21 protein-coding genes are annotated in these 22,378 nt (G+C 71.7%); 9 read left to right on the plus strand and 12 right to left on the minus strand.

Features of this window, described 5'->3' with window-relative positions; translation table 11 throughout:
- Window positions 1–111: 111 nt before the first annotated feature.
- The 3 genes from ADL25_RS02500 to ADL25_RS02510 are packed head-to-tail and all read left to right on the plus strand — an operon-like array spanning window position 112 to window position 3,364.
- Window positions 112–1,551 (plus strand): glycosyltransferase family 4 protein, encoded by a 1,440-nt coding sequence (locus ADL25_RS02500; RefSeq protein WP_059125922.1) that lies wholly within the window; start codon window positions 112–114, stop codon window positions 1,549–1,551.
- Window positions 1,545–2,297 carry a class I SAM-dependent methyltransferase gene (locus tag ADL25_RS02505; RefSeq protein ID WP_059125923.1) on the plus strand — a complete coding sequence of 251 codons (753 nt, stop codon included), beginning with the start codon at window positions 1,545–1,547 and terminating at the stop codon, window positions 2,295–2,297. The genes ADL25_RS02500 and ADL25_RS02505 overlap by 7 nt, the downstream gene beginning before the upstream one ends.
- Window positions 2,294–3,364 carry a prenyltransferase gene (locus tag ADL25_RS02510; RefSeq protein ID WP_059125924.1) on the plus strand — a complete coding sequence of 357 codons (1,071 nt, stop codon included), beginning with the start codon at window positions 2,294–2,296 and terminating at the stop codon, window positions 3,362–3,364. The genes ADL25_RS02505 and ADL25_RS02510 overlap by 4 nt, the downstream gene beginning before the upstream one ends.
- Window positions 3,365–3,452: 88 nt before the next feature.
- On the opposite strand, the gene ADL25_RS02515 is transcribed toward ADL25_RS02510, so the two are convergent.
- Entirely contained in the window at window positions 3,453–3,746 is a 294-nt protein-coding gene (locus ADL25_RS02515; RefSeq protein WP_059125925.1) for a hypothetical protein, read from the minus strand.
- A 187-nt stretch (window positions 3,747–3,933) separates the two neighbouring features.
- Between ADL25_RS02515 and ADL25_RS02520 the strand changes: the two genes are divergently transcribed.
- The gene (locus ADL25_RS02520; protein WP_059125926.1) at window positions 3,934–4,488 is read left to right on the plus strand and encodes a hypothetical protein; all 555 of its coding nucleotides are present in this window, start codon (window positions 3,934–3,936) and stop codon (window positions 4,486–4,488) included.
- 26 nt (window positions 4,489–4,514) lie between these two features.
- On the opposite strand, the gene ADL25_RS02525 is transcribed toward ADL25_RS02520, so the two are convergent.
- From ADL25_RS02525 to ADL25_RS02545, 5 genes are all read right to left on the minus strand, one after another.
- Window positions 4,515–5,525: an LLM class F420-dependent oxidoreductase gene (locus tag ADL25_RS02525; RefSeq protein WP_059125927.1), complete on the minus strand. Its 1,011-nt coding sequence runs from the start codon at window positions 5,523–5,525 to the stop codon at window positions 4,515–4,517.
- 114 nt (window positions 5,526–5,639) lie between these two features.
- Window positions 5,640–6,401 carry a hypothetical protein gene (locus ADL25_RS02530; RefSeq protein ID WP_181923030.1) on the minus strand — a complete coding sequence of 254 codons (762 nt, stop codon included), beginning with the start codon at window positions 6,399–6,401 and terminating at the stop codon, window positions 5,640–5,642.
- 158 nt (window positions 6,402–6,559) lie between these two features.
- Window positions 6,560–7,504, minus strand: coding sequence for an N-acetylmuramoyl-L-alanine amidase (locus ADL25_RS02535; protein ID WP_059125929.1), 945 nt, complete (start codon window positions 7,502–7,504; stop codon window positions 6,560–6,562).
- 17 nt (window positions 7,505–7,521) lie between these two features.
- Window positions 7,522–8,226 carry a class I SAM-dependent methyltransferase gene (locus ADL25_RS02540; protein WP_059125930.1) on the minus strand — a complete coding sequence of 235 codons (705 nt, stop codon included), beginning with the start codon at window positions 8,224–8,226 and terminating at the stop codon, window positions 7,522–7,524.
- Between the two features lie 133 nt (window positions 8,227–8,359).
- Window positions 8,360–10,093, minus strand: coding sequence for an MFS transporter (locus tag ADL25_RS02545; protein WP_059125931.1), 1,734 nt, complete (start codon window positions 10,091–10,093; stop codon window positions 8,360–8,362).
- Window positions 10,094–10,353: 260 nt separating this feature from the next.
- Between ADL25_RS02545 and ADL25_RS02550 the strand changes: the two genes are divergently transcribed.
- Window positions 10,354–11,820: an MFS transporter gene (locus ADL25_RS02550; protein ID WP_107116495.1), complete on the plus strand. Its 1,467-nt coding sequence runs from the start codon at window positions 10,354–10,356 to the stop codon at window positions 11,818–11,820.
- Window positions 11,821–11,946: 126 nt separating this feature from the next.
- Here the strand turns inward: ADL25_RS02550 and ADL25_RS02555 are convergent, their stop codons facing one another.
- From ADL25_RS02555 to ADL25_RS02570, 4 genes are all read right to left on the minus strand, one after another.
- Window positions 11,947–12,579, minus strand: a complete 633-nt coding sequence (locus ADL25_RS02555) for a response regulator transcription factor (RefSeq protein ID WP_059126055.1) — start codon at window positions 12,577–12,579, stop codon at window positions 11,947–11,949.
- A 270-nt stretch (window positions 12,580–12,849) separates the two neighbouring features.
- Window positions 12,850–14,142, minus strand: a complete 1,293-nt coding sequence (locus tag ADL25_RS02560; protein ID WP_059126056.1) for a sensor histidine kinase — start codon at window positions 14,140–14,142, stop codon at window positions 12,850–12,852.
- 14 nt (window positions 14,143–14,156) lie between these two features.
- On the minus strand, window positions 14,157–14,873 hold the full coding sequence (locus tag ADL25_RS02565) for an ABC transporter permease (protein WP_059126057.1): 717 nt from the start codon (window positions 14,871–14,873) through the stop codon (window positions 14,157–14,159).
- Window positions 14,873–15,784, minus strand: a complete 912-nt coding sequence (locus ADL25_RS02570) for an ABC transporter ATP-binding protein (protein WP_059125932.1) — start codon at window positions 15,782–15,784, stop codon at window positions 14,873–14,875. Before ADL25_RS02570 ends, ADL25_RS02565 begins: the two co-directional genes overlap by 1 nt.
- Before the next feature lie 268 nt (window positions 15,785–16,052).
- Here ADL25_RS02570 and ADL25_RS02575 point away from each other — a divergent pair, with 268 nt between their 5' ends.
- From ADL25_RS02575 to ADL25_RS02590, 4 genes are all read left to right on the plus strand, one after another.
- Window positions 16,053–16,928, plus strand: a complete 876-nt coding sequence (locus tag ADL25_RS02575; RefSeq protein WP_059125933.1) for a MaoC/PaaZ C-terminal domain-containing protein — start codon at window positions 16,053–16,055, stop codon at window positions 16,926–16,928.
- Between the two features lie 29 nt (window positions 16,929–16,957).
- Window positions 16,958–18,034, plus strand: coding sequence for a Zn-dependent alcohol dehydrogenase (locus ADL25_RS02580; protein ID WP_059125934.1), 1,077 nt, complete (start codon window positions 16,958–16,960; stop codon window positions 18,032–18,034).
- Window positions 18,035–18,071: 37 nt separating this feature from the next.
- Window positions 18,072–19,010 (plus strand): 3-oxoacyl-ACP reductase, encoded by a 939-nt coding sequence (locus ADL25_RS02585; RefSeq protein WP_059125935.1) that lies wholly within the window; start codon window positions 18,072–18,074, stop codon window positions 19,008–19,010.
- A 119-nt stretch (window positions 19,011–19,129) separates the two neighbouring features.
- Window positions 19,130–20,677 (plus strand): DHA2 family efflux MFS transporter permease subunit, encoded by a 1,548-nt coding sequence (locus tag ADL25_RS02590; RefSeq protein ID WP_079050128.1) that lies wholly within the window; start codon window positions 19,130–19,132, stop codon window positions 20,675–20,677.
- 112 nt (window positions 20,678–20,789) lie between these two features.
- Here the strand turns inward: ADL25_RS02590 and ADL25_RS49615 are convergent, their stop codons facing one another.
- Entirely contained in the window at window positions 20,790–20,960 is a 171-nt protein-coding gene (locus tag ADL25_RS49615; RefSeq protein ID WP_199839090.1) for a hypothetical protein, read from the minus strand.
- 47 nt (window positions 20,961–21,007) lie between these two features.
- Window positions 21,008–22,285, minus strand: a complete 1,278-nt coding sequence (locus ADL25_RS02595; protein ID WP_234380330.1) for a hypothetical protein — start codon at window positions 22,283–22,285, stop codon at window positions 21,008–21,010.
- Window positions 22,286–22,378 lie beyond the last annotated feature (93 nt).

Raw genomic sequence — 22,378 nt, forward strand, 5'->3', positions numbered from 1 at the left:
CGGCGCTACCTGCCGGTAGATTCAGAGCCCCTACGATCAAGTCTGAAACTTGTTCTAGATTACCGTCCCGGCGTAATCTCGCGGGAAAATGGCAGGGAGAAGGGGCCGAGAGTGACCGCTGAGGCCAGGGAGGCGGGTCCCCAGGAGGGCATGGCCGCGGACGGGGAGAGTCCGTTGCGCATCGCGCTCCTCACCTACAAGGGAAACCCGTTCTGCGGCGGTCAGGGTGTCTATGTGCGGCACCTCTCGCGCGAACTGGTCCGGCTCGGCCATCGTGTCGAGGTGATCGGTGCCCAGCCGTACCCCGTGCTCGACGAGGGCGAGGACCTTCAGGGCCTGACCCTCACCGAACTGCCCAGCCTCGACCTGTACCGGCAGCCCGACCCCTTCCGAACCCCGGGGCGCGAGGAGTACCGGGACTGGATCGACGCCCTCGAAGTGGCGACGATGTGGACCGGCGGCTTCCCGGAGCCGCTGACCTTCTCGCTGCGCGCCCGCCGCCATCTGCGTGCCCGGCGCGGCGACTTCGACGTCGTGCACGACAACCAGACACTCGGTTACGGCCTGTTGGGTGAGGTGGGGGCGCCGCTGGTGACCACCATCCATCACCCCATCACCGTGGACCGCCAGTTGGAGCTGGACGCGGCCGAGGGCTGGCAGCGCAGACTCTCCGTCCGGCGCTGGTACGCGTTCGCGCGGATGCAGAGGCGGGTGGCCCGCCGGCTGCCCTCGGTGCTCACCGTCTCCGGCACCTCCCGCCAGGAGATCGTCGACCACCTCGGTGTCTCCCGGGACCGCATCCGCGTCGTGCACATCGGTGCCGACACGGACCTGTTCTCGCCGGACGCCTCGGTGCCGCAGGTGCCCGGCCGGATCGTCACCACCTCCAGTGCGGACGTGCCGCTCAAGGGCCTGGTCTTCCTGATCGAGGCGCTCGCGAAGCTGCGGACCGAGCATCCGCGGGCGCATCTGATCGTGGTCGGCAAGCGGGCGCAGGACGGACCGGTCGCCCAGGCCATCGAGCGGTACGGGCTCGAGGGCGCCGTCGACTTCGTCAAGGGCATCTCGGACGCGGAACTGGTCGATCTGGTGCGATCGGCCGAGGTGGCCTGCGTGCCCTCGCTGTACGAGGGCTTCTCGCTGCCGGCCGCCGAGGCGATGGCGACGGGTACGCCGCTGGTGGCCACCACCGGTGGTGCCGTGCCCGAGGTCGCGGGAGCGGACGGCGAGACCTGTCTGGCGGTGCCCCCGGCCGACGCCGGCGCGCTGGCCACCGCGATCGGAAGGCTGCTCGGGGACTCGGAGCTGCGGGCACGGCTGGGAGCGGCCGGACGCCGTCGCGTGCTGCGCCACTTCACCTGGGCCAAGGCCGCCGAGGGCACGGTGGCGCGGTACCGCGAGGCCGTCGCCGCCTCCGTCCGGCAGGACACCCGGCGCTCCGCGGCCCCGACACGGGCCGCCCGCGCGGCCGAAGAAGCGGTCGCGGCCGAGAAACCGGCCGCCGCCGAAGAGATCGTCGTACCCAATCGCGAAAGCAGGGCCACGTGCTGACCGTCGACTTCTCCCGGTTCCCGCTCGCCCCGGGAGACCGCGTCCTGGACCTCGGCTGCGGTGCCGGACGGCACGCGTTCGAGTGCTACCGGCGCGGAGCCCAGGTCGTGGCCCTCGACCGCAACGGCGAGGAGATCCGCGAGGTCGCCAAGTGGTTCGCGGCGATGAAGGAGGCCGGCGAGGCCCCCGAGGGCGCCACCGCGACCGCGATGGAGGGGGACGCCCTTGCGCTCCCCTTCCCCGACGAGTCCTTCGACGTCGTGATCATTTCCGAGGTCATGGAGCACATCCCGGACGACAAGGGCGTGCTCGCCGAGATGGTCCGGGTGCTCAAGCCGGGCGGACGCATCGCGATCACCGTGCCGCGCTACGGCCCCGAGAAGGTCTGCTGGACCCTGTCCGACGCCTATCACGAGGTCGAGGGCGGTCATATCCGCATCTACCGCGCGGACGAGCTCCTCGCGAAGATCCGGCAGGCCGGGCTCAAGCCGTACGGCACGCACCACGCGCACGCGCTGCACTCGCCGTACTGGTGGCTCAAGTGCGCCTTCGGCGTCGACAACGACAAGGCGCTGCCGGTGCGCGCGTACCACAAGCTCCTGGTCTGGGACATCATGAAGAAACCCGTCGCCACCCGGGTCGCCGAACAGGCGCTGAACCCGCTGATCGGCAAGAGCTTCGTCGCCTACGCGACAAAGCCGCATCTGCCCCGGCTCTCCGGGGCCTCCGAGGCGGCCGGCCAGTGACGACCCCCCGGACAGAACACCTCGTCCTGCCCGGGGTCCTCACCGCCGAGGAGGCCGCCGCGACCGTCGGCGGGCTCCTCGCCGTGCAGCGGGAGGACGGAGCCATCCCGTGGTTCCGGGGGCACCATCTCGACCCGTGGGACCACGTCGAGGCGGCCATGGCACTGGACGCGGCCGACGAGAACGAAGCGGCCGAACGCGCCTACGAGTGGCTGGCCCGGCACCAGAACGAGGACGGCTCCTGGTATGCGGCGTACGCCGACGGGGACCCGCAGGACGTGACGGACCGCGGCCGGGAGACGAACTTCGTCGCCTACGTGGCCGTGGGGGTGTGGCACCACTACCTCGCGACCGGTGACGACACGTTCCTGGACCGGATGTGGCCGACCGTGTACGCGGCCGTGGAGTTCGTGCTGCGCCTCCAACTGCCCGGCGGGCAGATCGGATGGAAGCGCGAGGACGACGGAACGGCCGTGACGGACGCGCTGCTCACCGGCTGCTCCTCGATCCACCATGCGCTGCGGTGCGCTCTCGCGATCGCGGAACAGCGTGAAGAGCCCCAGCCCGACTGGGAGTTGGCGGTGGGCGCGCTGCGGCACGCGATACGCAGGCATCCCGAGCGCTTTCTCGACAAGGACCGCTACTCGATGGACTGGTACTACCCGGTCCTGGGGGGCGCACTGACGGGCGTCGAGGCGAAGGAGCGCATCGAGGCGGACTGGCACCGCTTCGTCGTGCCCGGCCTCGGTGTGCGCTGCGTCGTCCCCAACCCGTGGGTGACCGGCGGCGAGTCGGCCGAACTCGCCCTGGCCCTGTGGGCCGTGGGCGAATCCGACCGCGCGCTGGAGATCCTTCAGTCGATCCAGCACCTGCGGGACCCGGAGACGGGCCTTTACTGGACGGGCTACGTCTTCGAGGACCGCACGATCTGGCCGAGGGAGCTCACCACCTGGACGGCTGGTTCACTGCTTCTGGCCGTGGCCGCGCTCGGCGGGGACGAGCCGACGTGCGCGGTCTTCGGGGGCGAGCGCCTGCCGCGGGGCCTGGAGGCCGACTGCTGCGCGTAGGGCCCGTCGTTCGGATCATGCCGGCGTCGGCCGAAAGGCGCGGTCGCTCCCAGCCGACCTGATCCAAACGACGGACCCTGGGCGCAGCTCAGTGCCGGTGGATGCGGTGGGCGATGGCGTGGCCCACGAAGAGGTAGACCACGGCGGCCAGTCCGTAGCCGGCGACCACGCGCGCCCAGGCCTCGTCGAAGGTGAACAGGTCGTGCGACCAGCCCGCGAGCCAGTTCGCCGCGTCGTGGACGAACTGCACCAGGTCGTTGGCGCGGTTGGCGTCCAGCAGGTACATCAGGATCCACAGGCCCAGGATGAAGGCCATGACGTCGGCGACGATGGCGATGACCGTGCCGGCCTGGTTCGTACCGTTGCGATATCGAGGAGACATGTTCTTCGGATTGCCCGTCGACCTCGGTTGAAACGCGCGCGACCGCCGCACATCCCTTGTGGGACAAGGGAGCCACCCGATCGGCCCGGCCCGGTCGGCACCCCGGGCCGCGGCGTGTGACGCTGCCTTGAGAGCCGTGTCTCCCGGCCGGGAGACGTACCGTTCCTCGCCAAGGCCGGAGGATCCCGTGTCCCGACCGATACGCGCCCTCGCGGTGACCCTCGCGACGTGCTCCACCCTGTTCGCCGGGACCGCCTGCGGTGGTCGTACCGCCGTGCAGCAGGTCGCCGGCAACTACATCGTGGTCGCCTCGCCCTCGCCGAGCACCCCGGCCGAACGGCAGAAGCTGGCCAGGACCCGCTTCCTGGCGAACGCGGGGCTCGCGGCCGGGGCCACGTACCAGTGGATCGTGAAGCCGTGGAAGGCCGGCGGGTTCAAGAACGGCGCACGGGGGCGGCAGGAGGCCCTGGTGAAGGCCGGCCTCGCGGGTACCTTCGCGTACAACCGGCTCAGGGCGGCCCAGCGCAGCGCCCAGGGTGATCCGACGCTCGCCAGGGCCCTCGCTCCGCTCGCCGCGGGCATCGACGGGCTGAGGACCCTGCCGACGCGGCTGAGCAACGGCGACGAGTCGGCGGTGAGTTCCTTCGCCGACGTGGTCAGCAAGGTGAAGAGCGCGAGCCGCGGCGCGGGCACCCCGGTCAGGAACCAGTACCCGACGGCCAGACAGCTCACGGTGGACTGAGACGGAACGTCGCGGGGCGGTGCGCGCTATGTGCTGAGTTCGGCCAGCACCCGCAGCGTGTGCGGGTCCGGGGCCAGGGCCAGCAGATCGGTCACCGGGCTCTTGCGCCACAACTCCAGCCGCTCCGCGATCCGTTCGCGCGGACCGACGAGCGAGATCTCGTCGGCGAAGACGTCGGGCACGGCCCGCACCGCCTCCTCCCGGCGTCCCTCCAGGAACAGCCGCTGGATGCGCCGCGCCTCCTCCTCGTACCCCATACGCGCCATGAGGTCGGCGTGGAAGTTCCGTGCCGCGTGCCCCATGCCGCCGATGTAGAAGCCGAGCATGGCCTTGACCGGCAGCAGCCCCTGCGGGACGTCGTCGCAGACGCGCACCTGTGCCATGGGGGCGACGAGGAAGCCGTCGGGCACCTCGGCCAGGGCGGCTCCGTAGACCTCGGGACGGGTCGGCGCCCAGTACAGCGGAAGCCAGCCGTCGGCGATCCGGGTCGTCTGCGCCACGTTCTTCGGCCCCTCGGCGCCGCACAGGATCGGCAGGTCGGCGCGCAGGGGGTGGGTGATCGGTTTCAGCGCCTTGCCGAGCCCGGTGCCGTCCGTCCCGGGGTAGGGCAGGGGGTGGAAGCGTCCATCCAGTGCGACCGGGGCCTCACGCCGCAGGACCTGGCGTACGACGTCGACGTACTCCCGGGTGGCGGTCAGCGGGGAGGCGGGGAACGGCCGCCCGTACCAGCCCTCGACGACCTGCGGACCCGACAGCCCGAGGCCGAGCATCATGCGTCCGCCGGAGAGATGGTCGAGGGTGAGTGCGTGCATCGCGGTCGTGGTCGGGGAGCGGGCCGCCATCTGGGCGACGGCCGTGCCCAGGCCGATCCTCGAGGTCTGCGCGGCGATCCAGGTCAGCGGGGTGAAGGCGTCCGATCCCCAGGACTCGGCGGTCCACACCGAGTGGTAACCGAGCCGCTGGGCCTCCAGCGCCCGCGAGACGTGGTCCGCCGCCGGGCCTCGGCCCCAGTAGCCGAGCGCGAGTCCGAGCCGCATGTCGCCTCCATACGTACTGAACTGACGAGCCATCAGAAATGGGACGCAGGGCCGCGACTGTACGACAACGGCCCCCCGCCCGGAAGGGCGAGGGGCCGTATGCCGATGAGGGGGTCAGCCGCGCTGGATACCGCTGGTGTCCTGCAGCACACCACGGCGGCCGTCCTGCGTCTGGGCGACCAGGCCGGGGCCGCGCTGCTCGACCGCCAAGTACCAGGTGCCGGGCGCGAGTTCGGCGATCGGCGTGGGTGAGCCGTCCTCCGCGTACAGCGGACGGGGCACCGGCACGGCGAACCAGAACGGCGAGAAGTCCCCGGCCGGGGACTGCTGCTGCGGCTGCCCGCCGAACGGCTGGCCCTGCTGGGGCTGCCCGCCGAACGACGGCTGCTGGGCGCCCGGGTAGCCGTAACCGCCCTGCGGCTGCCCGCCGTAGGGCTGGGGCGCGACCGGCTTGGGAGCGGGGACGAGGGCGGCCTGCAGCGCCGGTACCACGGGAGTGGCGACGGCGGCGGCCGCCAGCAGCAGGGCGGCGATGAAGCCGAGGACCAGGCCGGTGCCGGCGTCGATCCCGCTCGGGACGTCCACCAGGAACCAGAACAGGATCCACGCGGTGAGGATCGTGAACGCCTGACCGACCGCGGTGAGTTCCAGGCCGACGATCTTGCGGGGCTGGGGCAGGCAGCGGTTGATGACGATCAGAGCGGCGCCGACGACCCCGCCCATGTAGAGGCCGAGGCCTTCACCGAGGGAGTCCCAGGCGTTCGGGGCGCCGCTGAAGCCCGCGGCCGAGTAGAAGTCGAGAAACGACGCGATGAACAGCAATACCGCTGCTCCGATCACCACGCCGTCGCCTCTAGTGAGGGAGCGGATATTCACTTCGGGTCCTTCGTCTGTCGTCTCGTCGTCGGTGGAGGCGTCGCCGTCACCTTGTCGCCCTCGGGCCGCGGTGAAAAGCGCAGGGGTGGCCCCTCATCGTAGGGATGACACTATCGTCCGCCCGATCTGTGTGTCCGCCGGGATCGGATCGGTGATCACTACCCGCGCAGAAAACTCATGATTCCCTCAGAGATCCCCTGCGCCGCCTTCTGCCTCCACGCGCCGCTGGTCAACGATGCCGCGTCCTTGCTGTCGCGCATGTTGCCGCACTCGATGAACACCTTGGGAACCGTTGACAGATTGAGACCACCGAGATCGCTCCGTACGACGAGGCCCGTGCCGTCGCCGACGTAGTTGGACGGAGCGCTTCCGGTGACGCGGACGAAACTGCCCGCGACGCGCTCGCCGAGGTCCCGCGAGGGGGCGGCGATCTTGCGGGTGTCGGCCGAGCCCGCGTGCACCGCGGCCGGAACGATGACGTGGAAGCCGCGGTCGCCGACCGGTGCGCCGTCCGCGTGGATGGAGATCGCCGCGTCGGCGTGCGCCTGGTTGCCGATGCGCGCCCGCTCGTCCACACACGGGCCCCAGGGGCGGTCGCCGTCCTGGGTGAACTTCACCGTGGCGCCCTGCTTCTCGAGGAGCGTACGCATCCTCCGCGCCACGTCCAGGGTGAACCGCGCCTCCGCGTAACCGGAATTGGTGGATGTGCCCGTGGTGTCGCACTCCTTCCGGTTCGTCCCGATGTTCACCTGGCGGTTGATCTCGGAGGTGTGCCGGAAGTTGCTGGGGTTGTGTCCCGGGTCGATGACGACGACCTTGCCCGCGAGGGGACCGGAGCCCGCCCGTGCGGTGGCCGGAGTCCGGCCGGGTGGTAGGGCGCTCCGCTTGCCGTCCCCCGGTGCGGACGCCGAGGCGGACCCGGTGGCCGAGGACGCCGTCACGGGCACCGCACCGGACGGGCCGCCGCCTGTGTCGGCGACCGCCTCGTAGACCAGCCAGCCCACGAGCGCGGTCGGTACCAGGGCGGCGACCGCCACCGTCAGCGGGCCGCGCCGGAAGCGGCGCGGCCGGGGAGGATCGAAGTCGGGACCCACGTACGACATGCCTGCGACCCTAACGGCTACGCCGTGCCCGCCGCTCCAACGCCGCGATTCGCCTGCTGCCCCGTCCGTTTCAGGACACGCAGCGAGCCGGTCGCCGAGACCTCCGTGAAGCCGCCGGACTCCAGTGCCCTGAGGTAGACCCGGTAGGGCGCCTGGCCGGTGAACTCGTCCTCCGGTTCCGGGAAGACGTCATGGATGACCAGCAGTCCGCCCTGCGCCACATGCGGGGCCCAGCCGTCGTAGTCGGCGTTCGCGTGCTCGTCGGTGTGGCCGCCGTCGACGAAGACCAGGCCGAGGGGGGAGTTCCAGAAGGCGGCGATCTGCGGGGAGCGGCCGACGAGGGCCACGACGTGCTCCTCCAGGCCCGCCCGGTGCAGGGTCCTGCGGAACGTGGGCAGCGTGTCCATGAGGCCGACCTCGGGGTCCACCGTCTCGGGGTCGTGGTACTCCCAGCCCGGCTGCTGCTCCTCGCTGCCGCGGTGGTGGTCGACGGTGAGCGCGGTGACGCCCGCCGCGCGGGCCGCGGCGGCGAGCAGGATCGTGGAGCGCCCGCAGTAGGTGCCGACCTCCAGCAGCGGCAGCCCGAGCCGGCCGGCGGTCACGGCGGCCTCGTACAGCGCGAGTCCCTCGTGGAGCGGCATGAACCCCTTGGCGGCCTCGAACGCGGCCAGGATCCCGGACGGGGGAGGCGCCGGGAGCTCGATGGAGGGTGCCGCCGGCATGGGGGTCCTTTCGGTCGTACGTGCGGGCAGGCGCCGTACGGACGGGTCGGGTGTCGGCACAGGCCTGTAGGCGCCCCATGCTGCCGCACCCCCCGTCGCGCGGGCGACGGGGGGTGCGGGTGTCCGGTACGGGTCAGGCGGAGACCGTCTCGCCCGGGAGGGAGAGATCCAGATCGATCGGGCGGTGGTCGCCGGGGTGGGTCGCCGAGGAGGCGAGCGGGCCGTGCCCCGCGGCCCTGGCGGCGAGGACGTACGGGCCCTCGGCCGGTACGGCCAGGGCGTAGCTTCCGTCGTCCGCGGAGAGTGTGGCGCCCGCCTGGCGCCCGCGGCGGTCGATCAGCGTCACCTTGGCGCGGGCGACCGGGGTGCCGCCCGCGTCCAGGACGCGGCCGCGGAAGATGCGCAGAACCTCTTCGGCGCGCTCCAGGTTGGCGTCCTCCTGGCTGCTCGCGCGCAGCTGCGGGGCGCGGTCGGCCTTGGGCAGGAAGAGGGCCAGGACCAGGCCGATCGCGACCGCGCCGGTCGCGATCAGGAACGACACATGGAAACCGCGCAGCGTGGGGATCGCGAGACCGCCGACGTGGTTCGCGGTGTTGGCGAGCACCATGCCGATGACGGCGCTGGAGACCGATGTACCGATCGACCGCATCAGGGTGTTGAGGCCGTTGGCGGCGCCCGTCTCCGAGGCCGGGACCGCACCGACGATCAGGGCGGGCAGCGAGGAGTAGGCGAGGCCGATGCCCGCGCCCAGGACCACCGAGGTGATCACGGTCTGCCAGGCGGCGTCCATCAGGCCGAGCCCGCCGCCGTAGCCGATGCCGATGATCAGCAGGCCCATGATGAGGGTGACCTTGGGGCCGTACTTCGCGGACAGCCGGGCGTAGACCGGCGCGGTGAACATCATGGTCAGGCCGAGCGGTGCCACGCACAGGCCCGCGACCACCATCGACTGGCCGAGACCGTAACCCGTGGCGGCGGGCAGCTGGAGCAGCTGCGGCAGGACGAGCGAGACGACGTAGAACGAGACGCCGACCATGATCGAGGCGAGGTTGGTGAGCAACACCTCGCGTCGGGCCGTGGTGCGCAGGTCGACCAGCGGGGCGCTCAGCCGCAGCTCCAGCAGACCCCACAGGAGCAGGACCACGACCGCGGCCGCGAACAGGGCGAGCGTGGTGCCGGACGCCCAACCCCAGTCGCTGCCCTTGGTGATCGGGAGCAGCAGCAGGACCAGGCCCGCGGACAGGCCGAGCGCGCCGAGCACATCGAAGGAGCCCTTCGCCCGGGCCTCGGACTCGGGCACCACGAGGAGGGTGAGGACGATCGAGAGGACACCGAGTCCGGCGGCGCCGAAGAAGAGGGCGTGCCAGTCGGCGTTCTGGGCCACCAGGGCGGCGGCGGGCAGCGCGAGTCCGCCGCCGACGCCGATCGAGGAGCTCATCAGGGCCATCGCGGAGCCGAGCCGCTCGCGGGGCAGCATGTCGCGCATCAGGCCGATGCCGAGCGGAATCGCACCCATCGCGAAGCCCTGGAGCGTGCGTCCGACGATCATCGGCAGTACGGCGCTGGTGAAGCCGCTGATCAGTGCGCCGACCACCATCACGCCCAGGCTTGCGAGGAGCATCCGCCGCTTGCCGTAGAGGTCGCCGAGCCGGCCCATGATCGGGGTGGCCACGGCGCCCGAGAGCAGGGTGGAGGTCAGGACCCAGGTGGCGTTGCTGGGCGAGGTGCTCAGCAACTGCGGCAGATCCTTGATGACAGGGACAAGCAGGGTCTGCATCACCGCGACAACGATTCCCGCGAAGGCGAGTACCGGCACGATTGCGCCGGACGGCCTCCGAGCGGGCTGGTCGGTCGTCGTGTGCGTCATTGCGTGAGGCCTCCAGGCCGAAAGTGAAAGAGGCGCGGAAGGAGTCGTTGGTCGGGTCCGCGCGGATAAGTGCTGGGTAAACCTCGTATGCACGGGCAACTATTCCGATGCTTTGGCATACTAACGAATCCTTGACCATCCCATGAAGATCTGATCTTCCGTCAGACCGGTTGCGGCCGTGGCGCGGCAGGTACCAGGTCGCAGGACCGAGCCGGAGACGGGACGAAATCCCGATGCCGCGCGCCCGCGGGCTCGGCAGTATGGCGCCCATGCTGCCGACCGTCGAAGACCCGCCCGTGACCCGTCGTTCCCTGCCGCCCGCCTGGGTGGTGATCACGCTGGCGTGCGCCGGACAGTTCCTCGTCGTGCTGGACGTGTCCGTGGTCAATGTGGCGCTGCCCTCGATGCGCGCCGACCTCGGACTGACCGCCCCGGGGCTGCAGTGGGTGGTGAACGCCTACGCGATCGCCTTCGCCGGGTTCATGCTGCTCGGGGGGCGGGCCGGGGACCTGTACGGGCGCAGGCGGATGTTCCTCCTCGGGCTCGCCCTGTTCACCGTCGCCTCCCTCGGTGGCGGACTGGCCCGGGAGGGCTGGGAACTGCTGGTTGCACGAGCCGTACAGGGACTGGGGGCCGCCGTGCTCGCGCCCTCGACACTGACCCTGCTCACCGCTGCCGTACCCGAGGGGGCGGCACGGGCGCGGGCGATCGCGACCTGGACCGCGGTGGGCGCCGGCGGCGGCGCGGCGGGCGGGCTCGTGGGCGGACTGCTCGTGGACGGCCTGTCGTGGCGCTGGGTGCTGCTGATCAACGTGCCGGTGGGCGTGCTCGTCCTCGTCGGATCCGTGCTGGGGATCCCCTCCGCCCGGACGCGGTCGGCGGCCGGGGGAGCGCTCCTGGAGAGCCGTGCCGCAGACGGGCGTCGCCTGGACCTGCCGGGCGCGGTGCTGGTGACCTCCGGTCTCGCCGCGCTCGCGTACGGGATCGGGCAGACGGAGGCGGAGGGCTGGACGGCGGCCGCGACGCTGGTGCCGCTGTGCGCGGGGCTCGCCCTGATCGGGCTGTTCCTGGCCGTCGAGGCACGGACGAAGGCGCCCCTGATGCCACTGGGTCTGCTGCGGCTGCGGTCGGTGTCCTCCGCGAACGCGGCCATGTTCGTCGCCGGTTCCGCGATGTTCTGCATGTGGTTCTTCATGACGCTGTACGCGCAGAACGTCCTCGGCTACTCGCCCCTGGACGCCGGGCTCGCGCTGGTACCCAGTTCACTCGCCGTGGTGTTCGGCTCCAAGCTCGCGCCGTCGGTCATGCGGGCCGCCGGGGCACGGAACACGGCGGTGCTCGGGACGCTGGTCGCGGCGGCCGGGTTCGGCTGGCAGTCGACGATGGCAGCGCACGGGGCCTACCTCACGACGATCATGATCCCGGGGATTCTGATGATGCTGGGCGCGGGACTGGCGGCCACTCCGCTGGCGGCGTTCGCCACCTCGGAAGCGGCACCGGCGGACGCCGGGCTCGCGTCCGGGCTGATCAACACCTCCCGCACGATGGGTGGTTCGCTCGGCCTCGCGGTCATGTCGACGGTCGCGGCGACGCGCACGGGCGCAAGCACGTCGGGGCAGGCTTTGACGGAGGGCTATGCGCAGGCGTTCCGGTTGAGCGGATGCCTGCTGCTGGCGGGCGCCGTGCTGATGCTGGCGTGGCTGCCGCGCAAGGCCGCCGCGCGCTGAGCGGGCGCACGGGCTGCGGTCGCACGGGGTTCCCGCGGAGACGGCACGTCAGGGCCTGTCGTTTGGATCATGCCGGCGTCGAAAGGCGCGGTCGCACCCAGCCGACCCCGATCCAAACGACAGACCCTACAGCCATCCCTGCTGCCGGGCCTCGCGCATCGCCTCCATGCGGTTGCGGGTGCCGGTCTTGCCGATGGCCGACGAGAGGTAGTTGCGCACCGTCGACTCGGACAGATGGAGCTTCGCGGCGATGTCGGAGACCGTCGCCCCGTCCACGGACGCCTTCAGGACCTCGCACTCGCGTGCGGTCAGCGGGTTGGGCCCGGCGCTGAGGGCCGCCGCGGCCAGCGCCGGATCCACCACCGTCTCGCCGGTGAGCACCCGCCGGATCGCCGTGGCCAGGTCCTCCACCGGGCCGTCCTTGACGAGGAAGCCGGCGGCGCCCGCCTCCATGGCGCGGCGCAGATAACCGGGCCGGCCGAAGGTGGTCAGGATCAGCACCCGGCAGTCCGGTGCCTGCACGCGCAGTTCGGCCGCCGCGTCCAGACCGCTCATACCGGGAAGCTCGATGTCCAGCAGGGCCACGTCCGGACGGTGGGTCAGGGCCGTGTCCACGATCGCGTCGCCCGCGGAGACCTGTGCGACGACCTCGATGTCCTCCTCCATGCCGAGCAGCAGGGCGAGGGCGCCGCGCATCATGCCCTGGTCCTCGGCGAGCAGGACCCTGACGCATTTCGCCGGCCTGTGACTTCGGGGCATCTCGTCCACGGGCCAAGCGTACGGTGCGGGCACGTCCGCGGTTCGCGCCTCGACGAGAGCGGACCGAGGCGGTCCGGCCCGGCGTTCCGCGGGTTCGCCGACGGCCGGCAGCGTGTGCCGTGCCGGCGGTGTGATGCCGTCCGGGTCGTCAGCCGGTCCCCCGAGCCCTCGTCGTCGGCGAGCACGGAGTCGGCCCGTGTCGGTGGTTCGGCGGTTGAGTGATCGCCGGGACCGGACTCCGTGTTGTCGGTGTGATCGGGCGCCGGGTGGTCAGTCGGTCCCGGGGGCCGTGGTCGCCGGTGAGAGCCGGGCGGGCGGGAGCCCGGCGGCCGACGGGAGTTCCGTGTCCACGGGCAGTTCCGCCGTGACCGTGAATCCGCCGCGCGGTGACGGGCCGGCGTGCAGCGAGCCGCCGGCCGCGGCGAGCCGCTCCGTCAGCCCCTTCAGACCGGTCCCGCCCACGCCCGCCGGGGGTGGGGCGGCGGCCGCGCCGATCCCGTTGTCGGCGATCGTCAGCCGGACTCGACCGGACGTGCCGTCGACGGTGAGCTCGCAGCGGTCCGCGCCGCTGTGCCGTACGGCATTGGTGACCGCCTCGCGGACCACCCAGCCGAGCAGGACCTCGGTCTGCGGTACCAGGGGAGGGCCCGACCTGCGCACCACCGGCTCGATGCCCGCGGCGGTCAGGGCCGACCGGGCGCGGTCCAGTTCCGTCGCCAGACTGCCCTCCCGGTAGCCCGTCACCGCCTCGCGGATCTCGGTGAGCGCCTGGCGGCCGACGGACTCGATGTCGGTGACCTGCGTCAGCGCCGCGTCCAGGTCGCGGTGGGCCAGGCGGCGGGCCGCCTCGGACTTCACGACGATCACCGAGAGGGTGTGCCCGAGCAGGTCGTGCAGGTCGCGGGAGAAGCGCAGTCGCTCCTTCTCCACCGCTCGGCGGGCCAGTTCCTCACGGGCGGCACGCAGTTCGCGGACGGCCTCGGACAGGGACAGGATGGCGGCGGTCACCATCGTCGACAGGAAGGTGCCGTAGGCGATGTTGATCCCGTTCCAGCCGTCGCGCAGGCACGCCACGGTGCCTGCCAGCACGGTGAGCCCCAGACCGGTCTTCCCCAGCCAGGGGCCGCGGACGATGGCGCCGGTCGCCAGACCGAGCAGAGGGAAGAACAGCAGCCAGTTGCCGCCGTAGCCGATGGCAAGACCGCAGGTCACCGCCCCCATCAGGAGCAGCGCCACACGCGTGGAAGGCGCCTCGCGCCGCTCCCTGTCGAAGGCCCGGAAGACGACGTAGATGTAGAGGGAGTTGAAGGCGAGCAGGCCGAAGCTGCCTATCCAGGCGTTCGAGGCCTTGCCCTGGAAGAGGTTGGAGAAGGCACCCATCCCCAGCAGCAGCCACGGCAGCAGGGTGAAGCCGGTGGGCGGCGGACCCGGGCTCTCCGCCGCCTTGCCGGTCCTACGGGCGGCCTTCTGCTCGGCCTTGAAGCGCACCATGTCCTCCTTCCACGTCTGTCGTGCGAGCTGCCATGTGTCCATGTGGCAGCCGGCCTTGCGCAACCAGTGCATGTCCGTCACCCCGTTCACACGTTCCTGGCACTGCGGCGGTACGACAAGACAGCGTACGAACCGAACGCCAGCGCCCAGGCCGTCAGGACCACGACCGCACCGAGTGCGGGGGCGTGGCCGTCGGCGATCGACGTGCCGAGCTGGGCGAAGCGGTGGGTCGGGGTGTACCCGGAGACCGTGCGCAGCCAGCCGGGGAACAGGGTGACCGGGAACCACAGGCCGCCGAGCACCGCGAGGCCCAGATTGCACAGCATGTTCGTCACACCCGTGGTCTGCGCGGTCAGCCGGTAGCCGTTGCCGAGGCCGAGCAGGGTGAAGGGGATCGAGCCGAGCCACAGCAGGAGCGCGATCGAGGCCCACTGCCACGCCGCCAGCCGGACGCCGTTGAGGAGCCCGCCCGCGGCGAGCACCGCGACGATCGCGGGCAGTACCGTCACGGAACCGGTCAGCGCCCGCCCGGCGACGACCTGGCGCGGAGTCATCGGGGTCACCCTGAGCTGCCGCAGCCAGCCGATCGCCCGGTCCTCGGCGACCCCGCCCCCGGTGTTCAGGGCCGAGCCGACGGCGCCGTACGCGGCCATGCCGACCATGGAGGCGGTCTTCCAGGCACCGTCGTTCTCGCCGAGGTTGGTGAACAGCAGGTACATCATCACCGGCATCGCGACCCCACCGATCACGAAGCCCACGTCGCGCAGCGTCCGGCGCACTTCGAGCCGCAGGTAGTCCAGGATCACACGATCTCCATCTCGGGTGCGGTCAGGGCAAGGAACGCGTCGTCGAGCGACGCCGGGACGACCTCCAGGCCGCGTATCGCACCCAGCTCCGCCAGGGCGATCACCGTCGCGTCGGAGTCGTCCGTGCGCAGCAGCGCCCGGTCCCCGCGCACTTCCATCGACCGCACGCCGGGCAGCAGGGTGAGTCCCTCGGTGCCGCGCCCGGCCAGGTCGATCGAGACGAGGTTGCCGCCGGCCGCCCGCCTCAGCTGTTCGCCCGTGCCGTCGGCCACCACACGGCCGCGGTCGATGACGATGATCCGGTCGGCGTGCGCGTCCGCCTCCTCCAGATAGTGGGTCGAGAACAGGACGGTGCGACCGAGCCCGGCGTACTCCCGCATCGACCGCCAGAAGGCGTGCCGCGCCTCCACGTCCAGGGCCGCGGTCGGCTCGTCGAGCACGAGCAGCGACGGATTTCCGGCGAGCGCCACCGCGTACCGCACGCGCTGGGTCTGACCGCCGGAGAGCCGGTCCACCCGCCGCCCGGCCAGGTCGGTGATCCCGGCCAGCTCCAGGGCCTGTGCGACGGGCATCGGGGCCGGATAGCGGCCGGCCACGAAGGACACCAGCTCGCGGACGGTCACCCGGGGGACCGCCCGCGAATCCTGGAGCATGGCGCCCACGCGTCCGGCCAGCACGGAGCGCTCGGGCGCCGCACCGAAGAGCTCCACCGTGCCCTCGTCGGCTTGGAGGAGGCCGAGCAGCAGGGAGATCGTGGTGGACTTGCCGGCGCCGTTGCGGCCGAGCAGTGCCACCGTCTCGCCCTGCGCGATCCGCATGTCCACACCGTCGACGGCGCGCACGGCGCCGTAGGTCTTGACCGCCCCCGTGAAGGACACGGCAGTCGGTGTCCCGGTCGTTTTCGTCATGACCACGACGTTACGGAGCCGGGGCGGCCCGCAGCAGATGCGGTTGTACGGACTCCGGCAGGACAAATGTCATGGGTCCGGAGGCGGGGCACCGGATCTGACAAGCCGTCAGCGGTCTTCACAACTTCTGCGAGCTGGGTTATACAGGGGGTCGCCGTACTGGAACGCGTTCTAGAACGGGCGGGTTCCGCGGCCCCGTGACGACCCCGGTGCGGCCGACGGTGCGGACGGCCGCACCGGGGTCTTTCCCGCCAGTGTCAGGAGCCCCATGCCCATCGACGCAGCCAAGGCCCTCGCAGCCGAACCCCGGTCCCGCGAGATCACCTGGAACAGCAAGGACGTCCAGCTCTATCACCTCGGCATCGGCGCGGGCGCGAACCCCGACAAGCACAGCCCGGCGACCGACGCCGACGAGCTGCGCTACACCCTTGAGTCCCGGCTGCACGTCCTGCCGAGCTTCGCCACCGTCGCGGGCGCCGGGGCCCCCGGCGTGATCAGCGGCCTGTCCATGCCCGGCATCGAGGTCGATCTCGCCCGGGTCCTGCACGGCGGTCAGACGCTGACGGTCCACCGTCCGATCCCGGTGGAGGGCAGGGCGACCGCAACCTCCCGCATCGCCGCCGTGTACGACAAGGGGAAGGCCGCCGTCCTCGTGCTGCGCACCGAGGCCACCGACGACCACGGCCCACTGTGGACCAACGACGCACAGATCTTCGTCCGCGGAGAAGGCGGCTTCGGCGGCGACCGCGGCCCCGCCGCCCCCACCGACCGGCCGACCGGCGAACCCGACAAGGTGATCGAGCGGCCCACCCGCGAGGACCAGGCGCTGCTGTACCGCCTTTCCGGCGACTGGAACCCGCTGCACGCCGATCCCGAGTTCGCCAAGCTCGCCGGCTTCGAGCGGCCCATCCTGCACGGGCTGTGCACCTACGGGATCACCCTGAAGGCGGTCGTCGACGCGCTGCTCGACGGGGACGTGGCCCGGGTGCGCGCCTGCTCCACGCGCTTCGCCGGAGTCGTGTTCCCCGGTGAGACCCTGCGCATCCGCGTGTGGCGGCGGGAGGGCTCCCTGCGGGTCACGGTGGGCGCGGTCGAGCGGGACGACGCTCCGGTCCTCACCGACACCATCGTCGAACACTCCTGAGCCACCCAGCCCTCGAGGGGAGCCGCACCATGCGCGCAGCCGTACTGCACGAGATCGGCCAGGACAAGCTGGAGGTCCTCGACGACGTCGAGGCGACGGGCTTCGGCCCCGGCAAGGTCAGGATCCGGATGCGCGCCACCGGGCTGTGCCACTCGGACCTGTCCGCGATGAACGGGGTGCTGCCGCAGCCCGCCCCGTTCGTGCCCGGCCACGAGGGCGCGGGCGAGATCCTCGAAGTGGGCGAGGACGTCCGCACCCTGCGGCCCGGCGACCGGGTGGTCGTGTGCTGGCTGCCCGCCTGCGGCGCCTGTCCCGCCTGCAGGCGCGGGCAGACCGAACTGTGCATGTCCGGGTTCATGAACGCGGGCACCCCCAACTTCAAACGTCCCGGCGGCGACGTCTTCGGCTTCGCGGGCACCGGCACCTTCACCGAAGAGGTCGTCGTGGACGCCGGCTGCGCGGTGCCCGTCCCGGACGACGTGCCGTTCGACATCGCCGCGCTCATCGGCTGCGGGGTGACCACCGGCCTGGGCGCGGCCCTCAACACCGCGGACGTGGAGGCGGGCTCGTCCGTCGCCGTCATCGGCTGCGGGGGCGTCGGGATCTCCGCGATCCAGGGGGCCCGGCTCCGGGGCGCCGCCGAGATCGTCGCCGTCGACCCGGTCGCCTCCCGCCGGGAGTCCGCGCTGAAGTTCGGAGCCACGAGGGCCGTGTCGCCCGGGGAACTGCCGGACGCCAAGCAGCAGGCCACCGCGGGGGAGGGCTTCGACTACGTCTTCGAGGTCGTCGGGAAGTCGGCCACCGCCCGCACGGCCTACGAGCACACCCGGCGCGGCGGCACCCTCGTCGTGGTCGGCGCCGGCGCCATGGACGACTTCCTCCAGCTCAGCATGTTCGAGCTGTTCTTCGACGAGAAGCGCATCCTGCCGTCCATGTACGGCGGAGGGGACGTCCTGCGTTCGTACGAACGGACCATCGCGCTGTGGCGCGCCGGTCGTGTCGACCTGGCGGGCCTGATCACGCATCGGGTGCCCCTCGCCGAGATCAACGAGGCGCTGGACGGGATGAGGACGGGTACGGCACTGCGCACGTGCATCGAGATCTGAGCCCGCTGCCCCCGTACGCCTGTCGAAAGGGACCGCGATGTCGCTGCCACTGGAAGGGCTGTCCGCCGTCGTGACCGGGGCGGCCCGGGGGCTGGGCCGGGCCGAGGCGCTGGAGCTCGCCCGGCTCGGTGCGGCCGTCGTCGTCAACGACTACGGGCAGCCGGGCCGGGACGGTTCGGGGGAGGCGTGCGAGGGTCCGGCGGAGGAGGTCGCCGCCGAGATCCGCGCGGCGGGCGGCCGGGCCGTCGCACACACCGGGGACGTCGCCGACTTCGCACAGGCCCCCGATCTGATCGAGCTGGCGGTCGCCGAGTTCGGGAGGCTCGACGTACTGGTCAACAACGCGGGCATCCTGCGCGACCGCATGGTCTTCTCGATGTCCGAGAACGAATGGGACGCGGTGATCCGGGTCCATCTCAAGGGCCACTTCAACACGACCCGCTTCGCCGCCGCGCACTGGCGGGCGCGTTCCAAGGCGGCGGACGGCCCGGTGTACGGGCGGATCGTGAACACGTCGTCGGAGGCGTTCCTGGCGGGCTCGGCCGGGCAGCCCAACTACGCGGCGGCGAAGGGCGGCATCGTGGGTCTCACCACCTCCACCGCCCTCGCCCTGGCGAAGTACGGGGTCACGGCTAACGCCATCTGCCCGCGTGCCCGCACCCGGATGACCGAGGACGTGTTCGCCGGACTCGAACGTCCGGAGCAGGGTCTCGACCCACTCGCCCCCGAGCATGTGGCTCCGCTCGTGGGTTATCTGGTCTCGCCCGCCGCCGCACCGGTCAACGGGCAGCTCCTGGTGGTGCACGGCGGCCTGGTCGCGATCGTCGAGCGGCCCCGGGTGCACGCAAGGTTCGACACGAAGCAGGACGCTTTCACCTACGAGGAACTCGACGCCCTCCTCACCCCGCACTTCGCGCAGCGCCCACGGGGCGAGACGTTCGCCGCGGTGGAGGTGCTCGGGCTGAAGCACGCGTGAGCGGGGACCGGCCCGCGGTCGCGCCTCCCGGCGCCATCGCGGGCCCGGTGCCCCCCAACCGGCCGTAGCCCGCCGCGTGCCACCGTTACCGGGGCACCGCTCCATGGCACCTTCGGACCATGACCACGTCGCAGACGCAGAGAGCCGCTCCCCGAGTCCGGGCACCGTGGAGTGCGCTCGCCGCCCTCATGGTCGGCTTCTTCCTGCTCATGCTCGACACCACCGTCGTGGTCGTGGCGATGCCGAAGCTCTCCGCCGATCTCCATACGGACATCAGTACGACGGTCTGGGTGACCAGTTCCTATCTGCTGGCGTACTCGGTGCCGCTGCTGCTCGCGGGCCGCCTCGGGGACCGGTTCGGCGCCAAGCGGATCTACCTGATCGGAATGGCGGTGTTCACCGCTGCCTCGCTGCTGTGCGGGCTCGCGACCGGCATCGGTCAGCTGATCGCCTTCCGGGCCCTTCAGGGCCTGGGCGCCGCGGGCATGTCCCCCCAGTCCATGGCGATCATCAGCAAGACCTTCCCCAAGGAGGTCCGCGGCCGCGCCATGTCGTACTGGGGTCTGGTCTCCGGCGGTGCCGTTCTGGTCGGACCGGTCTGCGGCGGTCTGCTCGTCGACTCGCTGGGCTGGCGGTCGATCTTCCTGATCAATGTGCCGATCGGGATCGTCGGACTCCTGGTGGCGCGGCGCTTCGTGCCCGCCCTGTCCGGCGATCCGCACCGCTTCGACGTCGTCGGTGTGCTGATCAGCGGCCTGTCCCTGTTCTGTCTCGTCTACGGCCTGGAGAACGGCAGCGGCTACGACTGGTCGGAGATCACCGACGACCTCGTCGTAATCGGCCACCACACCGGGATCTCCGTCGGCGTTCCCGAGATCCTCGTCCTCGGAGTCGTGTTCGGGGCCGGCTTCGTCGCCTGGGAACGCGTGAACAAGAGCGAGCCGCTGGTGCCGATGGGCATCTTCCGGGTCAGGACGTTCGCGGCCGCCAACCTGGCGATCGTGGCCGCGGGCTTCGCCACGGTCGCCGCGAGTTTCCCAGGGACCCTCTACTTCCAGGCGGGCCGGGGCATGACGCCGGCCGAGGCGGCGCTGATGATGCTGCCGTCGGCGCTGGTCTCGGTGCCGCTCGCGCCCTGGATCGGCAGGCTCGTCGACAAGGTCGGGCCCAAGTGGCCGGCGTTCACCGGGCTCGCCCTGTTCGGCTCCGCGCTCTTCGTCCGGCACTTCCTGATGACACCCGACATGTCCCTGGCCGTGCTGCTCGTGCACGCCGCCTGGATGGGCGCGTCGAGCTCGCTGATGATGAGCCCGCTGGCCGTCGCCGCGATGCAGGGGCTGCCGCCCACCTACATCGGCGCCGGTTCGGGTGTGTTCAACGCATCGAGGCAGATCGGGGCCACACTCGGCTCCGCGGTCATCGCGACCGTCATGACCGCCCAGTTCAAGACCCAGATCGCGGCGCATGCGGCGGGTCTCGGCGCGAGCCGGAGAAAGGCCATCGAGAACATCGACTTCCAGCGGCTGGAATCCGGCCGCGGTGTGCAGGACTCCGTCCGCACCGTGGTCTCGGCCGTCATGGCCAACGCGCTGCTGTGGCCGGCGGCGGCGATGGCGATCGGGGCGGCCATGGTGCTGCTCGTGCGCAGTCCCGCACCCAAGGAGTGACGGGTCGTGGGACGACCGGTACGGGGAGCGGCGCGGGTCAGGCGCCGACGTCATGGCGAGGCCCCCGCCCAGGACGGAACGGACGGGGGACCTCAGCGGAATCGATGCGCCCTCAGTGGGAGACCGACCCCTGATCGGCCGTCATGCCGCGGTCCGAGGCACGGTGACGCCCGCTGGGGTTCGCGTCGGTGTCCTCGGCGGAGACCGGTCCGCGGTGCCGGCCGTGCCCCGGGATCTCCTGGGCCGCGTCAGGCATGGGTGTGCTGCTGCTGGTGTCGCTCATCTGAACTCTTCACCCCGTCAATATGTCTTTCGTACAGCCGGGCGAGTCTAACGGGCGGCGACGACGGCCGTACCGGGGACCGGTGGCGTGGCGCCGCGGCGCTCCGCGTTCCCCGCCGCTCCGTTTCCACTCCCCACCGGCGTCTGCTTCTTGCGGACCCATACGAGGGGCGTCCGCTCGGTCCGGCCGCCGCGTGGCGCGAGCGCCTGCTGCAAGGGCACCGGTCGCGACGTGCGTCCCACTGCGGGCTTCGGCACCGGCCATCGGCCCGGGTCCTCGGGCGGCGGCGCGGGTGCCGCGGCGGGAGGTACGACCCGGGCCACCGCGCAGGGCACCGTCCGGGTCGCATACGGCAGCCGCAGCACCCCGTCCCGGGTCCACAGACCCGTGCCCTTCAACCAGCCCTCGGGGGCCGCGAGATGGTGGACACGGCGGTCCGCCGGGCGCCACACCCCGATCCAGCTGCCCGCCGCCCCGTCGATCCTGAGCGCCACCGCACAGCTCTCCGGCATCAACGCCTGTCCCGGCTGGATGGCGAACGGGGTCGCCGGGGTGTCCAGCCGCAGACACTCGGGGAAACGCACCGGCAGTGTGCTCCCCAACACCCCCCAGCCGAGCCGGTCCTGACCCGGCGACGGGGCGTCCGAGCGGATCAGCAGCAGCCCGCTGTCCGGATCCGCGAGCAGCAGCCGGTCATGGCTTGCGTCCGCGATCTGCAGCAGCGGCGAGACCTCCCCGCCCCGCGCCAGATCCACCACCACCGTCTTCGTGGGCCCCCCGTCGGGCGGCGTCCGGTCCAGGGCCAGCATCCGCCCCGCACGGTCCAGCCACACCCCGCCCGAGCAGCGGCCCGGCAGCTGAGCCAGCCGCTCGGGCACACCCGGTCCCCCCACCACCCGCCACACCGCCGTGGATCCCCCGTCCACGGCCAGCGCGAACGCGCGGTCCCCCGTCGGCGCGGGGGGCAGCAGCCGCAGCCGGGCGTCCTCCTCGGGGCATTCCACCGAGCCCAGCGGCAACTCCCCGGTCCCCGGCCCGGTCGGATAGAGCAGCGAGAACGTGTGCCGCCCCGCCGCGACGCGGTGGATCAGCACCCGGCCGTCGGCCAGGGGCTGCACTTCGGTGCCGGGCTCCTCCGGCTGGTTGCCGGGCAGTGGTACGGCGTACGGTTCGGGGCCGTCCAGGGTCCAGCGTTCCGGGTACAAGGACCCGTCGTCATGGGCGAGACGCGCCGCGTAGGACCCGTCTGCGGTCGTCACGCATCCGGGCCGGGGCGCCCACTCGTTCCCCTCCGCCGCGGCGGTCGTGAAGGCACGGTCCGTCATGGTTCGGTCACCTCCGGCGACGAAGCTAGTTTTCGTACGCACGGGCGTGACTTCGTGGGACGGCTGCTTCACACATAAGGGTGTTCGTCGCGC

The sequence above is a fragment of the Streptomyces sp. NRRL F-5122 genome (assembly GCF_001507435.1).
GTDB lineage: Bacteria > Actinomycetota > Actinomycetes > Streptomycetales > Streptomycetaceae > Streptomyces > Streptomyces lannensis.